Here is a 16,372-nt window from a genome sequence, read left to right as displayed (position 1 = left end):
ATTATTTCTTTAACAAGCAGTGGTACTGATTTTTTGTGATGGTTTTATGTTAACATAATCCACAAGAGTGTTAATAAACACGATGAGTGAGGGACGCAAGTGGGAATGTCTATAATTGTTGTGGATGATTCAAGAAGTGCAAGGAGAGTTCTGTGCAGAGAACTACAGGAATTGTTTCCCATAGAGGATATTACAATTGATGAGGCAGTAAACGGTTTAGAAGCACTTCAGTGTGCCCGCAGCGGTAAGTATGATCTTATGTTTTTGGATTTGACTATGCCTGTGATGGATGGGTTTGATGTATTAAGAACGATAAAAGCAGAAGGGATAAAGATAAAAGTCATCGTGCTCTCTGCTGATATTCAACCAAAGGCTCAAACGCTGGTCAGGGAACTGGGTGCTTTAGAGTTTATGTGCAAGCCACTTGATTGTGATGCCGTTTTAGAGGTCCTCCGTAAGAACAATTTTATATGAAACAGCTTGAATATAACGAGGATGAATACGACCTCTTAAAAGAATTGTTCAATGTGGCAATGGGACAAGCTGGACGGGGACTTGCTGTCCTCCTGAATTCCTTTGTAGAGCTATCCATACCGGATATAAAGATTGTACCTGCTGAAAAAATCATAGAGGCAATCACCGAAAGTTCCACCTACAATAAAGACGAGGTGGTGACTGCCATCAGGCAGAGTTTTTACAATGATAACCTAATTGAGGGCGAAACTATTGTTTTTTTTGCCGAAAACTCTTATTCCACAATAGCTGACATTCTTGGATACAGCAGCACTCTAAACATAGATCAACAAAACGAATTGCTTCTTGAAGTCTCCAATATAGTAAGCGGAGCAAGCATTAACGGATTTTCAAAACAATTATTTAAAAGTGAAATGACTTTTTCACAACCTTCTGTTTTAAATGAGAAGATGGAAATGAACAAACTCTTATACAGCATTTTTATGAGGCGGCAATTGCACTGGGATTATACTCTTTTTGTGAAAATTAATTTTAAGCTTCAAACTGATGGTTTTAAAAGTGACCTGCTTGCCTTTATGTCAGAGAAGTCCATTGAGACCATAAAAACCTTTTTAGACAAAAAACTTGAATTGATGTAATTTCCGGAGGTATGCACTCAAGGTATGGACAATAATGTTTTACGAATCATTGTGCAGGATATCAGTGTTGGGGTTGTTGTGCTTGATCAGGCATACACGGTAGTTGTCTGGAATAAGTTTATGGAAAAACACAGCAGGCTGAGTTCTGAGGAGATAATAGGACGTAACATATTTGATGCTTTTCCGTATTTGCCTAAGGAGTGGCTGGATTTAAAATTAAGAAGTGTTTTTCTGCTAAAGAATTTCTCCTTCACATCCTGGCGGCAGCGGCCATACTTGTTTAAGTTTACTCAAACCCACCCTATTACCGGTTCTGCAGAGTTTATGTTTCAGGACTGTGTGTTTTTACCTGTGCTGGACGCATCCTGTGAAAAAGACTATGCGACCATCGTAATTCAGGACATGACCAACGTTGCTCTTTATGAAAAACAGCTTGAGGAATTAAAAGAGATAAATTCCACTCTCGAGCAGTTAAGTCAATATGATGTGCTTACCTCAGCGTTTAACCGCAGGTATATGGAAAAACAATTGGAGCAGGAATTCAATAAGTCTAAAAGATACGGAAATATGTTTACCGTGGCAATGCTTGACATAGATTTCTTCAAAAAAGTAAACGATAACTATGGACATCAGGCTGGTGATGAAGTGCTGCGGCAGGTAACAAAAATCGTCACTGCTGAGCTGCGGTTGTCAGACGTACTGGCAAGGTACGGAGGGGAGGAGTTCCTGATAGTATTAACTGAAACAGATCTGCAAACAGCCGGTCTGGTTTGCGACAGAATAAGGCAGAAGGTGGAGGCAAGTTCGGTGGTGTTTAACGAAAACACTATAAAAGTTACTATAAGTCTTGGACTATCCTGCTACAAAGACTCGTTGGGTGATTACTTACAATTGGTTAACGAGGCCGACATTGCCCTTTACAGGTCAAAAAAAGAGGGTCGCAACAGACTTACCATATTTACCGGAGAGTAATTTTAATCCTCATCGCATCAAATATTCCGTCCCTTAATGTTCACTGATTGGTATTATGTGGTTAAAGCCGCAGCGATTTTAAGGATAGATTTTGAGAACTCCGACTGAGGGCTTGCTGCCATAACAGGTTTAAGTGTCAGTATTGCTTTTTTTACGGCCTCATCCTCAGGTATGTATGCTAAAACATTGCTCTCAATTCCAACATAGTCTTTAAGAAGTTTTGCAACCACAGTTCCTACCTGAGCGTCATTTTTACTCTGTACGCGGTTTATGACTATATCAGGAATGAAACTGCCAAGTTTCTTACGGGCTAAAACCACAGCTGCTGGGCTTATCTTTTCAGCCTCATTGAGCACGTTTTCAATTGACTTTAAATGAGGATTAGCCGAAACATCTTTTGCTCTCTCCACAATATCAAGCAGGTCAACCACCTTTGCATCCCTAAATATTACCGTCAATAATCTGAAAACTGCTGACTTTATAAACGTATAAACTTTCATCAGCGATGTGACCTCCGGAGTTGTCACAAGAAGATTGCGATTGGCTATAAATGCAAAATCCACAACATTGTATGATGAGCCAGCAGCAAGGTCTAAAATTACAACGTCACAATCAAGGCGCGCTATGTGGTTTATTAGCTTTACTTTTTGTTGGAACGATATGTTTGCTATATTATGAACATCAGTGCCTCCGCATATGACTCTGAGATTCTTAAAACCGGAATCTATCGCTGTCTCCTGAAGTGTCTTAACTTTCCGTAAAATTAAATCCTCAAGCGTATAACGAACCTCTTTTACTCCTAAAATCGCATGAAGATTTGCTCCGCCCAGGTCAAGGTCAACGGCTATCACCCGCTTGCCCATCTGAGCAAGTGAGATGGCCAGATTTGCCGATACATTGGACTTTCCAACGCCGCCCTTTGGCCCCAAAATTGAGCATATTGTTTTTTTATCCATCTGTTATATTAGAGTTACGCTGTTACTTTTTAATCCAGTCTAAGATACCTTTTTAACGTATCAATTAACGATTTTGATTGGCCTAAAGGTTCCTTTTTCTTTTCTGAGCCGATAAGTTTTATAGCCTCAGCAAATATCCCTTCAGGGTCAAAGGGATTTAACGGACAGTAAGCAGAGGCAAGGGTACTTAAAACACTGTCATCAGGTTCAGACAACAACACGATGTGCGCTTTTAAATCAGGCACTAATTTGCCCGCTAAACTCTCAAGCTCGGTGGGGAAAAAACTGCTTGTATCTAACACGATTACGTCAGGGTTTAATTGACCTGCCAAAGCATTAACGTCTGCTATTGCCTTATATAACAGACTTTCACAGCCACCTTTCCTAAATATCTTTGTTAAAACATTTCCACGTATCTCATCAGATGAGAAAATTATGACCGTAGCCGGCATTCAAAAAGCTACCGCTCCTCACTCATGGCCATGACAAGGGCTCCCTTAGATGTGGCATTTAAAGGATCCTTCGCCATTCTTACCTCTGCAACATCCACAGGCATTCGTATAGCGCTCAGTGCCTTTTCCACTCTTTCCCTTAACCCCTTAGGCATACACGTTCCGCCGCTTAGCACTATTGGAATGGGGGATGTGATTTTGGGTACCTTATCCGAGGAGGATATCACGTGCTGCAGGCTTTGTACAAGCGAGTTTATCACATCCATATAGTAAATGTGAAGGGACATTTCTACCTTGTTTGTGGGAAGGGATGAGAGGTCTAACGCCTCCTCTTTTATTACTTTTATTTTGGTTGCCGATTCATTTACATCTCTGCTAACCATCTCATCAATGTAATCTCCGCCTTTTTGGATACTGTATGTGATTACCGGTACGGACAGATATGACAAGCAAACGTTACACATGCCGCCACCCATGCTTATACCGATTCCTGTGAAATTATTGTCGGCAAGCTCAGACATGACCACTGCAAGCCCCTCGTTTATTGGCACTGGCGTAAATCCGAGAGATTCAAAAAACATCTTTAAAATTGATTGATGGCCTATCGAAAGCACAGTGCTGCCGACGGGATCGCCGGGCACGCTGTAACACAAAATCTCGCCAAACTTTTTCGGTTTTTGCACAACAGTTTTTATTATTGACTGCATGAGGATTATGCCCTCATTCTCACGGGAGCTAAGAAACCCTCTTTCCATAGGCCTTCTTGTATTGGAATTAAACATATTTGCGAAATTTTCTGCAGAGTAACCGATTATATAGTATTGCTTGTCAAATTCAATAAACGTTACATCATTTTTATTAAGAATTGACTTTGTAAATCTTGACTGCGGTATTGTAAAGAAAGCATTTACCTGTTTAACAATATGGATACTGTTTCCCTTGTTCTGCGCCAAAACGATATTACTTGTGCCGATATCCATTCCTATGGGACCAAATGGACTTTCGGAGGAGGCACCGGGCTCTCTGTCTGAGTTAACCGTAGTTTTTTCCGTTGTTCTGTAGGCAGATTCTATCCGTGCATCTGAAACAGGTTTGTCGTAGGATGGCGGGGGCGGCGCACTGAATGAAGGAGCAGGGGGGGGAGTTTGTGCATTTTGTGATTCCATATCACCCAGCCTTGATTTTAGCCTCTCTATCTCGTACTGAAGATCGTTTTCTTCTGACATTAAGTGCCTCCTTTTTCAACTAAGCAGTTGTTTTTCTGAGGTTTTCCCTCGTTATATTTATAATGACGGCGCAACGCCTATATAATATAGTAATGTTATCGGTAAAATCAAGTGATACTTTATGTTTTTTTTATAAAAATGGGGGTGTAGGCTGGCTAAATAAAAATATAACCAATAGGCCTATCTGTCCAGTTTAAGTTGCTTTTCCTCAAGTTGGGCCAAAAGAATACTTGCCTCGTCATTTTTATCGGGCATTATGCCATCAGGCCAAACACCGGTAAATTCGATATTTCTGTTTTTCAGTGTTTTTACGAATTGTGCTCTGCCTATTGTTGTCTTAAGCCTCTTAAGATATACGGCAATCTCCTCTCTTGCAATATTGTTATGAAACATAGACTTTCTTAATATTAAACTATCCTTGATTAGTTCTATTATATTGAGTCTGAACATAAAAAATATAGATAATATTGCAATAATTGTTATTGATGTTATTCTGTAATATACGCCTGTGTCGTACGGGATAAACAGATTCAATCTCGTAAAATATACATACAATACTGTTAAACCAACAGTATAAAGAATTATTGAACTAATCCTGGGAATTTCCTTTATCAGTTTCCAAAAATATATTGGCCTGATAATTATATATGAAAGGACAAAACTTAGAACAGTAAAATTGATATTATTTAGCAATGATATTTTATTAAAGATACCAGCAGGCTCTATCAAACCGGCAAAATGTATGGTGCTGAAATAATCGTTAAGTTTTTCGGAAATTAAGTTCTTTGTGCCATATTTCCCAAAAATATGAGATAGCAGCAACTGAATAGATGTACAGATTGAAAGAAGGCCAAAAGCTTCTCTAAAATTTTCATGGAACGTTAATTGAGAGGATTTTATAATCCTATATAGAGTAATCACAAAAACCGCAACTAAAGCAATTGCAATTATCATCAGCGACAACGGGAAATAACCGGCTGCTAACAAAATAATAATACCAATACCTGCGTAGTATTCAGCAATTCTTAGTACAAAAAGTTTTTTGATTTTTGCAAAGCCCACAGAAAGGCTTAGCGAAAAAAGGAGTTCTTTTTTTAATGGTATAAGATCTTGAAAACTAAAATTTTTAATATAATCCAATAATCTGTTTTCCAGGTTTTTGCTTAAATTCGGTAGGTGTCTGCAAGCTCTGAGCGCAGTTTCACTAATCCACCTGTTTTCAACCTCAAAGGCTCTTATAACAATTGCATCAATTTCAGTGTCATCAAGAAGTCCTGCTAATTCAACGGCTAATTTTTTTGACAGAAGGTCTGTGTGTGTTGACAGTTGTAACAAAATAAAATCTGAAAGTCTGCCTCTGAAAGACGACACTAGGTGTTTCCGTACATGGAAAGCATCATTTAAAAACCGAAGGCAGTGTATTGCCCGCATATACTGCGGTTGATTTCTCTTTATTTTATTTTCTATAACCGTCTTTATCTCTAACCAACAGAAATCCGCTATTTTTTGAACTTCTTTTTCATCACCAACTTCACAATAAAGAGCAAGCGCATCACGCCATCTGGAATCTGTGGGAATTGCATCCTCCGGCACATGGCTGGGATTATCTAAGAAATTGCTTATTAAGAAATATTCATTAAATCTTCTATGGGCAAAGCTAAAGTTTCTGTCATTTCCCTGTCCAACCCGTCCCAACCGTCCAAAGGTTAACACGTCCAGTATTTCTCCAACCGGATAGCTCTGCAGAGATTCTTTAAGCTTTTCCATTGGTGCTTCAAGGCCATACGTTGGTACTTCAAACATCAGGAGCGAAATCTCTGATGCACATTTTATAATTTGCTCAATTGAAAGTTTTTTCTTTGTTATTCTTTCCTGACAAGATTTAAGCATAAGCCGTTTATTTATATACGTTGAGTAGAGATCCGCTTGATTAGCTGGTAGATCGTTATTGTGGTCTTTTGCATAATTTAAGATCAGGGCGGCTGTAAACGGGTTTCTGGCTACCGGTATCAGTTCTCTTCTTTCTTTAAATAATTTATCAATCAACTTTTTATCGAAATAAAGACTCTTTTTCATGTTTTCAATGATTTTAACTTCTGTAAAAGGTCTGATCTCAAGTATTGTCTCTGCTTGATACTTCTCTGCCGGCCTTCTATAAAATCTTGAAGACAGAATTCCCCGTGTGTAAATACCGCTGTGAAGAAAATCATAAATTACCTCGGATAGTTTATCTATAAGCCACGACGACTCATTAACATCAAGAACCTGTGGGATTTCGTCAAATGAATCTAAAATAAAAAAAAGATAGCCGCCTTCAAACAATTTATCAAAGTAGTAATCTACAAAATCGCTGGAAAATACATTGCCGCTGCTTTTGATGTGTTCAATGATGAAATTGTGCAGATCAGATACGGTAGGGGGGTTATAATCGCTCCACGCCTTCTCTACAGTCCACTCCCTGAGGTTTACGTATATCGGAATGCGGTCAGTCTCTGCCACCTCATCAATGAGATCTATGCTTAGTTTTCTCAATGCTACGCTTTTACCTGAACCCGGATCGCCAAGAACTAAAAATGTCCTGCTTTTCTTGTCCCGCTTAATGGCATTTAAAAGATCGGTTATTTTTCTGGTGCTTCTCTTTGTCTCTCTTATTTCCACCTCAGCATCAAGCGGAGTGAAAACCTCCATACTCCAATTGGTCTCTTCATCAATTTTAATTAGGTTATTTTTCAAAGTTTTGCAAAAAGACAGTAATTTTTGTTTAAATTCAATAACGGGTATTTTTTTTTCTATCGGCCTGGGATGTTTTCTCATAGTTGTCGTATCGCCTCTTATAAAGGCAATTACCGTCAACAAGATAAAAAGTGAGATTAAAATGAGAATAAACATTAACTGCTCTGTCGCTGCATATTTACTCAGATATGGGTAGTGATTTGCCAGTGCTGTGTTTTTTGACCACAATAGCACTAATTCGACAGATGCCTTAAACACACCGTACGAAAGAGAAACAGACGTGATCGTTGCAATTGCGTTTATGGATAATTCTAGCTTAAGATTTTTGATAAAAACATTCCACAGTTCATCAAAAAACCATATCTTTCTTGTCATAAACAAAATTACTGAAAGAGAAAGAATGAAACATAACTTATGAAGAAATTTATCAGACGCATAACAAATCAGTAAAACAGAAGAAAGGCAAATTACAAGCGCTAATAAGAGCGACCGGACATTCTTTGAAAAACGTTTATATATTTGAAACATGACAATATAATAATAATAGCACTACAAATAAGGCAATTAGTACACAATATATGTCGTATATACCACATAGCAAAAGTTACATTTATCGGCAAAATTTGACTTAAAAGGTAGATTTTTCCCGTTAATATTTTCTAACTCCCTGTAATTAAAGGAATTTAATTTGGCACAGTCCTTGCAATTGTAATTATATGAACATCTGGAGACTATAATTAAAGTTTACAGGAGGGCTAAAGTTTTAAAGGCCGCTTAAGAAGATAATTTATCTGACGATTAAGTAATTAACAGATTAAGGAGGTGGCAAGATGAACGGAGGGTTAAACATAGGCAAGCTGAAAAGGTCACTTAAAGTTTGTTTTGAAAATGACCGTACATTTCCTCTTAAGGATCGTCTGGAGAGTATTTTATACATCTATAACGTTATATTTTTAATGAGGATGGGCTGCGTAATAAGTGAAATTGAGGACGTCTTAAATGGTAACGAAAAGTGTGTGATGGAAAACAAAACCGCAGAGGATATAGCGTTTGCAATCAAGGCGGCTGAGGGCAAAGATGAGGCTGCAAAAGCGGCATTATCCGGCTACTGCGATATGGCAAAGCAGTACATAAAATCGTATTTCAGCCTGTTTGGCAGCACAAACATAGAGGAGACCGTGCTTAACGGTTTTAGCGATGTACAGGGTGAAGGAGTTATCAGGGCAATAGAAGAGCTGCTCCCTGAGGAGGGCAAACCTGAGCCATGGAAAAATCCTTTCCCAATAAACGTATCAGCGCACCATGTGCATTTAAGCAGGGAGGACTTTCACGTGTTATTTAACGGCAAAGAGGATCTTACCCCAAAGGTTATGCTTAGCCAGCCCGGGCAATTTGCCGCTAACGAGTGTGTCAATCTGATAGGGCCTAAGGGGGTTGTTGAGAGAGTGCGAATTCTCGGGCCCTTCAGAAGCCACTCGCAAGTAGAGATTTCAAGAACCGAGGAGTTTAAACTTGGCGTGAACGCGCCTGTCAGAGACTCAGGCAATATTGAGGGAACTCCTGGGATAGTGCTTCAGGGCGACAGTGGTGAGCTTAAACTAAATAAGGGTGTAATTTGCGCCAGACGCCATATCCATATGTCCCCTCAACAGGCAACCACCTACAACGTTACAGACACAGACGTTGTAATGGTAAAGGTAAAGACCGGGCGTGAGCTGATTTTTGGAAACGTGGTGGTCAGAGTGCACAGGGATTTTAATCTTGATATGCACATTGATACAGACGAGGCAAATGCTGCAGAAATAGAAAGCGGCGCCATTGGTTTTCTTGAGGATATTACAGAGCGAAACGCTCTCAGAGCTGTACAGAACTGAATACCAATCAGCAGGGATGTGAGTGTCACATCCCTGCTGACAACTATAATAATCAATTATTTTATTTTGTGTACGAGGATTGCTGTCAGAGGTTCAGGTTTGTTTTTAACTCATAAGGAGACCGGCCACATTTGAAGATGAGTCAAAAAGACTAATGATAGAAGCAAAGTTTTTTGCACATGAGGGTAAAAGTATTGTCTATGCCGCTTTGTCTGTTGATGGACGAGGTTTAAAATCTTACGGCAATTTTACAATGAAATTAAAAGACGCTGCTATTTCTCAAAGGGCATCTCTTTTAGAGGACAATTCGTATTTCTTTTTTGCAAAAAGAGGTTTGACTGTCTATGAGTCTGACATACCGCATGGGTATCGTTCGACATGGGAAAACAGACATAAACTTGCCGTATCCAAATTGTCTGAAAAAATAAAAAACACTTCTGAAGATGAGTATGGTAAAATACTACTATCTGGAGATAGTGACAGAAATACCGATGATTTTATAGAGGTTCACATTTACGGTGGGTTTACTAATATGGCCATAGACTCGGTTTCAGGCTGTTCTAAGCGTGGGAAAAGGCATGAGAAGAGCCAGTTTTTGGTGATTAAGGATAAGTTAAAGAAGACAGGCAGAGAGTGGGTGGAAAGAGATGATTGAAGAGGCGTATCTGTCAGCTCAAATAGGGATGGCCATCTATTAAGGACAGCGATACGTACTTTCTTATAAAGGCTGATGATGACTATAAACCTGTAGAGTGTACAAATCATTATTTTTCGTTATTTTTTAATTTTTCACACGATTACGATGTGATAAATGATGCGGATTTAACACCTGAATCATTAAAAAAGACCCTGCAAACCAAAAACAACTTACACTTAACGCTCTCCTTTGTAATAAGCGGTATGGACACAGACTTGCAGGATGAAACCCGTAAGTCGGTACTGGAAAATGTGCAAGAGGATATACTTGATAATGAAACTTTAAATTTTGTCAGAGGGAGGCTATTAAGCCGCCTGTTACCTAAGGATGCCGACATACATTCAGCAATCACTCTGGCAGAGGAAATTTCAGCTTTTAACTTAGTGAAACTATACAAAGAGGTGCTGAACTCTCAACCAAATATCGAGGTTGTCCTGAAGTCATGGAATGAGATAAACTGGAGCGAATACAGAAATTATGGCGACAAAAATGAGGTTGAGAAGTTTTTAATTGACCACAGCGTTTTTACCTCAATGGTTTCCGCCTTTGCAAGTGATGACGTAAAAAAAGCAATCAATATGGCCGTTGTTAATTTTGGGATGTTACCTGCGTTAACAAAAACTTATCATGGCATGCCAAAACTCCTTAACGATTTTAAAGCAAAAATTCTAAAAAACTCAGAAGTTAAACCACTACAGAAAACTGAAACTATTGTTGAAGGGAAAGAACTCAAAACAGCTGCCAAATCGCGTGTTAAACAAAAGTCATATCCTGAAATGATAGATGAATTATTAGTATCAGTTGATGAATATAAAAAAGAACATAAAAGAGATCGTTCAAAAAAACTATTGGCGTTTGAGACAAAAACTGCTGCTGATAAACAAATAGCTGCGATAAAAGAAAATATCAAACAAGGAAATAAAATAGAAGTGCTTCGTTTTCTTCATGGCCTTGAGGTCTTTCACAGGGCTACGGGGAAAAAAGAACATATAGCAAAAACACTCTGTTCTCTTTCAACTTTTGCATTAGAATGTAATCAGCTTGATATTGCCGATGAACTTGTTCAATATGCCATTATGTTTAATGTCAACGATCCTGTTGTTTATAATCAACACGCCGAGGTTTTAAAGCACAAGGGAGATTTTGATGAGGCTCGTAGAATATATGAAGAAACTATTGTGAAGTTTCCTGAAAATGTAGTAGCAAGAAACGGACGCAATGTCATATACATGTTAATGGGCAAATTTGACGATGTGTTTCCTAATCTCAGAAATGATTATCCGATAACGAGTGATGATTTTATAGAATATCATGTCTCAGCTATGTATTATCTGAGAACTGGTAATATACAAGAAGCTATAAGACGACTGGAATATGGATTTGAGAATTCACCATCAAAAAGTAACAAAGAATACTTTGCAAATGCTCTTGCTGTTGCCAAAATAAGGGCAAGGGATTTTGAAAGCGCAGAAGAAATCCTTGATTGTAACGTAGTGGATTTATCCAAATATAAAAAGGAGCAATGCATTGTCATGCGTGCCCACTGCCTTGCAGGACGTGACAGAAAAGAAGAGGCAAAAAAATCTCTTGAGGAAATCTCCAAAACCGGCAGTCTTACACCAGAGCTGCTACAGCTTACGCAATTAATATCAAAGCGGTTTGGCCTTGAGGATGATGCCGCCTCCTCAGATATGCCTGTAGATACAGAATCTCTGGATAAAAACATTGATGATTTATACTTCAGACTTGTTGCTTAGTAACAGATAGATCGAGGTTATTCATCACACAGGCAAATTCAATGTAATCACTTTAATTCCTCATAAATCTGCTCGAACATCGAGGTGCTGTGTTTAAAGGCATCCAATACTTTGGGATCGAAATGACCTGGCATCACCCGTCCGTCACCCTCTGTAATTATCCTGTTGGTAGTGTCGCTGTCGAAAGCCGGTTTGTAAACGCGCGGATTTCTCAGGGCGTCATAGATGTCTGCTATGCTTATGATTCTTCCTTCTAATGGGATCTGCTCTCCTTTCAGCCCGTAAGGATAACCGCTGCCGTCCCATCGCTCATGGTGTGTTATGGTTATGTTGGCTGCTATTGTAAGCCTGAAGTGGTCTCCTATAATCTTAGCGCCATAAATGGTATGTTTTTGCATCTCCTTCCATTCCTCAGGGGTAAGTGTGCCCGGTTTTTTGAGGATTGCCGCAGGGGTGTGTATTTTACCCACGTCGTGGAGCGTTGCCTGGAGTTTAATCGCCCGTGTAAATTTATCGTCAAGCCCCATTTGTTTTGAAATGACACCGCAATAACTGCCCACCCTCAGGATATGATTACCCGTGTCCTCGTCGTTTGCCTCGGAGGCCCTTGCCAGTGCGTACACCAGGTAATCGAAGGCGTCCTCAGTTTCTTTAATCTGCGAGGATAATTGTTTAAAGAACAGGCTTTGCACAACGAAGTTATTCAGTACCGAGGCATCGTATGCGGAGACTTCATAACCATAGTTGAAGGCAAAAACGCAAAGCATACTGCTGGTATATGAAACCATGTTATCAATTACGGGATTATATTTATTTATCTCGCTTAAAAATGTGGACATGCCGGATTTTTCAAAGTCAACTGAATTTAAATACATCGTACCGGATTGCCCTTTTCCGGGAATAATTATAAAATGTTCAAGGGCATTTCCAACATATTCTTTTTTTGTTCCATTTTCCATAAATCTGTATATAGTCCATGTCCATTTATGTTCCTTTTCGTTAAAAATACCGACTACGAATATCTCCGGACGTTCATCCTTCTCGTGCTTCTGTCTTATAGCACGTGCCGCCATGTTGTCTATAGAGCCTTGCAGGTCAAAGACCAGGGGATTGAAAATCTGGATTGAGGATTCACCGTAGAGTGTCATATTTACGATATTATTGTAAGCCGAGTCAAGCCTGTCGTTAAGGTCTTTCATCTTAAGTAGCATCTTGACCCTGGCAAGCACCTCTGCAAAATTAAACGGTTTTGTCAGGAACTCTTCTGCCCCGGCCTCTATTCCTTTTATTCGTTCGTCTTTCTGGGTCAGGGAGGTTATCATTATAACTGGGATGTATCTGTTTACGCTGTTTTTAAGTGTCTTACATACCTCATAACCATCCATCCCAGGCATCATGACGTCTAAAAGTACAATGTCTATCCGTTCTTTTTGTATTATATTAAGCGCATCTATGCCGCTTGCGGAAAGAATAGTCTCGTACCCGGCAGGCTTTAGAATCGCCTCCAGCAACTGCAGATTCATAACCTCGTCATCTACGCATAGTACTTTCTTTTTTTTATTTATCATAAGCTGAATCCCCTCATTTTTTACTTATAAACTCTTCTATAATACTGGGCAGCTGTCTGGTATCTATGGGCTTTGGCACATAGCCGTCGAACCCTAAACTAAGTAAATTTTCCTTGTCTCCTTTCATTGCATTTGAGGTCACCGCTATTATCTTAATGTTTTTCGTAATAATGTCGTCTTTCAACATTTTTAATGCATCCATGCCATCCAGAACCGGCATCTGTATGTCCATAAGAATCAGATCCGGCACTATTTCCTTAGCCATTCTCACGCCCTCGTAACCATCCACAGCCTCTATTACCTCGTAACCATAATAAGTCAGGACGGACTTAAGAAGCAACATATTAGTCTCGTTGTCCTCGATTACGATAATCTTTGCCCCCATGCTGTACCCCCCGTAAAACATTACTAAACACACAACATTTAAAAATCATTGGGATTCGCTTTTAGTATTATACATCGTTACAGCGGGTATAGTAAAATAAAACCTGCTACCCTTACCAAACACGCTTTCCACTCCGATAGTTCCACCATGAAGCTCTACCAGTTTTTTTGAAAAAGCCAGACCAAGTCCGGATCCCTCGTATCTCTTCTTATACGAGGAGTCTAACTGGGTAAATTCGGTAAATAGTTTTGTTAAATCCTCTTCTTTAATGCCTATGCCTGTATCATTTACGGATATCTCTATGAAATTACCGGAACCCGGCGGAGATTTAACTATAGCGGTTATTTTAACGCTGCCCCCTGCCGGGGTAAACTTAACGGCATTGCTGAGCAGATTGAAAAGTACTTGTTTTAGCCTTCCATCATCTGCTAATATTTCCATATCCGCATCGGGAGCTATTTCCGTGGTTAAGCGTATGCTTTGCTTTAATGCCTTTTCTTTTAACATTATCACAGACATTTCTATTATATCCCTGACCCGGCAAAGGTTCTTTTCGAGTTCGACCTTGCCTGATTCGACTTTAGCCAAATCCAGTATCTCATTAATAAGTTTCAACAGATGGTCGCCGCTTTTTAAAATATTTTCAGTATACAGCCTCTGATTGTCATTAAGAGCTCCGTACAATCCGTCGATAAGCACCTGTGAAAAACCAATAATGGAGTTAAGTGGCGTGCGCAGTTCATGGCTCATATTGGCAAGAAAACTGGACTTAATCTTATTGGCCTGTTCTGCCTGTATTTTAGCGTATTCAAGTTCGTAAGTCCGTTCTTTGACCTTTTGCTCAAGATTGGAGGCAAAGTTTTCCAGTTCAGTAAATGACACCTTTAGAGCAGCTGCCATATTATTAAAATGTATGCCAAGTTCCCCTATTTCGTCGTTATTTTTTAATACGATTTCAGTATCGAAATTACCTTCTGATACCCGCCTGACTCCCTCTATCAACTTTAAGACGGGACGTAGTACAATTGTTCTCATAACAATAAATGACAGAAATGTCATAAGAAGAAAAAACGCAAGCATGTTATACTTGACTATATATAGATGCTTCAACCTGTTTCTATAATCCATTTGGATGTGATTAACGAATTTATCCAGAGTTTGAACGAAATCCCGCATGGTGCCGTCATTTTGTTTTATTGTTTTTATTGCTATTGTTGCGGAGGAGCCGACCATTTTATGGATGACAGATTTCATAGCCTCCCATTTGACAAAGACATCCTCGTAAAGAAGCAGGGTATCCTTATTTTTAAGAGGCGGCAGTCCCATAGTGTCGTCTCCTTCTTTTATGGCGTGAATTATCTTATCCAGCCGTTTTAAGTAGTTTTCTATGTTTTTCTCGGTATATTCGCCCAAAAGAAGGTCTCTCGACTCGCTGCTTTCCATTATAGACCACATTAATTCCAGCGCCTTCCATCTCAGTTCACTGGCTATATGCACTCTTTCGGATTCGCCGTTTATATAACTGATAGTCTTAAAATCATAGAGAAAACTCAGGCTCAAAATTATTATTACTACCAAAATGAAAACCACAAGTTTGATATTTAACGATATGTATTTATTTTTTTTCATAGTATTTAACAGATGTTATAATTCTTATGCTTAAATGAGTTAACTAAAAAATTACCGCTCCAGTTTTTCCCATCTTGCCGTAAGGTTCATGGATTTAAAGTGGGTAAGCTGTTTTATGTTTTTACCATCCGCATCAGATATAACCAAATTACTGTCATTGTCTCCAAACACTATATATACCAGACGATTACCGTCGGGGGACCAATAAGGATACACTGAGGCTTGAGCGCCTGATATCTTATGCAAATCCGTGCCATCGGCATTCATTATGTAAATACCATAATTGCCGTCCATGTCGGAATAAAAAGCTATTTTAGCACCGTCACGGGAGAATCTCGGCGCAAAGTTGTCGGAATGATTATCAGTGAGGTGAGTTTCGTTTTTGCCTTCACTGTCCATTACATATATGTTATAGTATTCGTCTTGCCGTTTTGAACAGAAAACAATCTTTTTACCATCGGGAGAATATGAAGGAGAACGGTCGTCGTAACTATTTTTTGTTAACCGTACCTGTTTTTGTCCATCGGAGTCCATTAGATATATCTGAAAGTTAGTACCGTCTCTGTTGGAGATGAAAAGAATATTTTTGCCATCAGGGCTAAAAGTTGGGTATCTGTTAAATCCCCGTAAAAAAGTGAGGCGCACTGATTTCTTATCACGGATATTTAGTTTATATATGTCGTCTTTACCGCTTTCCCTTGATATATAAGCAACGTCGCCGTTTTTGTAAATGGAGGGGTAATTATTGTCCCAATCGCTTTTGGTCAATTGTGTTAGTTTTTCCCCGTCAGGGGTGATTGCATATATATCGTAATTGCCATGCATATTAGATGAAAACACTATAAGCTCACCGTTTTTAGAACAACTAACGAGGCTTATCAGCAATAAGATTAATAATATATGTTTTTTCATATTGCATTATTACTCCTTTTAAAGTGATTTGTTAAAAAGCAGACCTTATTATATATGTAGTATAGCAATATGTCATGACAAATGCTTCAAATATTTTTG

Annotated in this window: 14 protein-coding genes; 6 read left to right on the top strand and 8 right to left on the bottom strand. The window is 39.0% G+C overall.

Annotated elements, in window-relative coordinates; translation table 11 throughout:
• The first annotated feature begins 105 nt into the window (after positions 1-105).
• From HQK88_05925 to HQK88_05915, 3 genes are read left to right on the top strand one after another with little or no spacing between them, the layout of a single operon-like run.
• Entirely contained in the window at positions 106-474 is a 369-nt protein-coding gene (locus HQK88_05925) for a response regulator (protein MBF0616340.1), read from the top strand.
• Positions 471-1,112, top strand: a complete 642-nt coding sequence (locus tag HQK88_05920) for a hypothetical protein (GenBank protein ID MBF0616339.1) — start codon at positions 471-473, stop codon at positions 1,110-1,112. Before HQK88_05925 ends, HQK88_05920 begins: the two co-directional genes overlap by 4 nt.
• A gap of 24 nt (positions 1,113-1,136) precedes the next feature.
• Positions 1,137-2,084, top strand: coding sequence for a GGDEF domain-containing protein (locus HQK88_05915; protein ID MBF0616338.1), 948 nt, complete (start codon positions 1,137-1,139; stop codon positions 2,082-2,084).
• A 53-nt stretch (positions 2,085-2,137) separates the two neighbouring features.
• On the opposite strand, the gene HQK88_05910 is transcribed toward HQK88_05915, so the two are convergent.
• The 4 genes from HQK88_05910 to HQK88_05895 form a co-directional block, all read right to left on the bottom strand.
• A complete protein-coding gene (locus tag HQK88_05910) occupies positions 2,138-3,040 on the bottom strand; it encodes a P-loop NTPase (GenBank protein ID MBF0616337.1) in 903 nt (300 codons plus the stop codon).
• 29 nt (positions 3,041-3,069) lie between these two features.
• Positions 3,070-3,492 carry a hypothetical protein gene (locus HQK88_05905; protein MBF0616336.1) on the bottom strand — a complete coding sequence of 141 codons (423 nt, stop codon included), beginning with the start codon at positions 3,490-3,492 and terminating at the stop codon, positions 3,070-3,072.
• Positions 3,493-3,500: 8 nt separating this feature from the next.
• Positions 3,501-4,565: a hypothetical protein gene (locus tag HQK88_05900; protein ID MBF0616335.1), complete on the bottom strand. Its 1,065-nt coding sequence runs from the start codon at positions 4,563-4,565 to the stop codon at positions 3,501-3,503.
• A 333-nt stretch (positions 4,566-4,898) separates the two neighbouring features.
• Entirely contained in the window at positions 4,899-7,826 is a 2,928-nt protein-coding gene (locus tag HQK88_05895) for an NACHT domain-containing protein (protein MBF0616334.1), read from the bottom strand.
• A 740-nt stretch (positions 7,827-8,566) separates the two neighbouring features.
• On the opposite strand from HQK88_05895, the gene HQK88_05890 reads away from it, so the two are divergent.
• The 3 genes from HQK88_05890 to HQK88_05880 all read left to right on the top strand — a co-directional run bounded on the left by HQK88_05890 (position 8,567) and on the right by HQK88_05880 (position 11,779).
• Positions 8,567-9,325 carry a phosphate propanoyltransferase gene (locus tag HQK88_05890; GenBank protein ID MBF0616333.1) on the top strand — a complete coding sequence of 253 codons (759 nt, stop codon included), beginning with the start codon at positions 8,567-8,569 and terminating at the stop codon, positions 9,323-9,325.
• Between the two features lie 154 nt (positions 9,326-9,479).
• Positions 9,480-9,980: a hypothetical protein gene (locus HQK88_05885; GenBank protein ID MBF0616332.1), complete on the top strand. Its 501-nt coding sequence runs from the start codon at positions 9,480-9,482 to the stop codon at positions 9,978-9,980.
• A 149-nt stretch (positions 9,981-10,129) separates the two neighbouring features.
• Positions 10,130-11,779 (top strand): hypothetical protein, encoded by a 1,650-nt coding sequence (locus HQK88_05880; GenBank protein ID MBF0616331.1) that lies wholly within the window; start codon positions 10,130-10,132, stop codon positions 11,777-11,779.
• 47 nt (positions 11,780-11,826) lie between these two features.
• Here the strand turns inward: HQK88_05880 and HQK88_05875 are convergent, their stop codons facing one another.
• From HQK88_05875 to HQK88_05860, 4 genes are read right to left on the bottom strand one after another with little or no spacing between them, the layout of a single operon-like run.
• On the bottom strand, positions 11,827-13,347 hold the full coding sequence (locus HQK88_05875) for a response regulator (GenBank protein MBF0616330.1): 1,521 nt from the start codon (positions 13,345-13,347) through the stop codon (positions 11,827-11,829).
• Between the two features lie 13 nt (positions 13,348-13,360).
• Positions 13,361-13,732 carry a response regulator gene (locus HQK88_05870; GenBank protein ID MBF0616329.1) on the bottom strand — a complete coding sequence of 124 codons (372 nt, stop codon included), beginning with the start codon at positions 13,730-13,732 and terminating at the stop codon, positions 13,361-13,363.
• A gap of 45 nt (positions 13,733-13,777) precedes the next feature.
• Positions 13,778-15,361 carry a HAMP domain-containing protein gene (locus tag HQK88_05865; GenBank protein ID MBF0616328.1) on the bottom strand — a complete coding sequence of 528 codons (1,584 nt, stop codon included), beginning with the start codon at positions 15,359-15,361 and terminating at the stop codon, positions 13,778-13,780.
• A 51-nt stretch (positions 15,362-15,412) separates the two neighbouring features.
• The gene (locus HQK88_05860) at positions 15,413-16,273 is read right to left on the bottom strand and encodes a PD40 domain-containing protein (GenBank protein MBF0616327.1); all 861 of its coding nucleotides are present in this window, start codon (positions 16,271-16,273) and stop codon (positions 15,413-15,415) included.
• Between the last annotated feature and the right edge of the window lie 99 nt (positions 16,274-16,372).

This window comes from Nitrospirota bacterium (assembly GCA_015233895.1).
Taxonomy (GTDB): Bacteria; Nitrospirota; Thermodesulfovibrionia; order Thermodesulfovibrionales; family Magnetobacteriaceae; genus Magnetomonas.
This window is presented reverse-complemented; position numbering and strand designations above follow the sequence as displayed.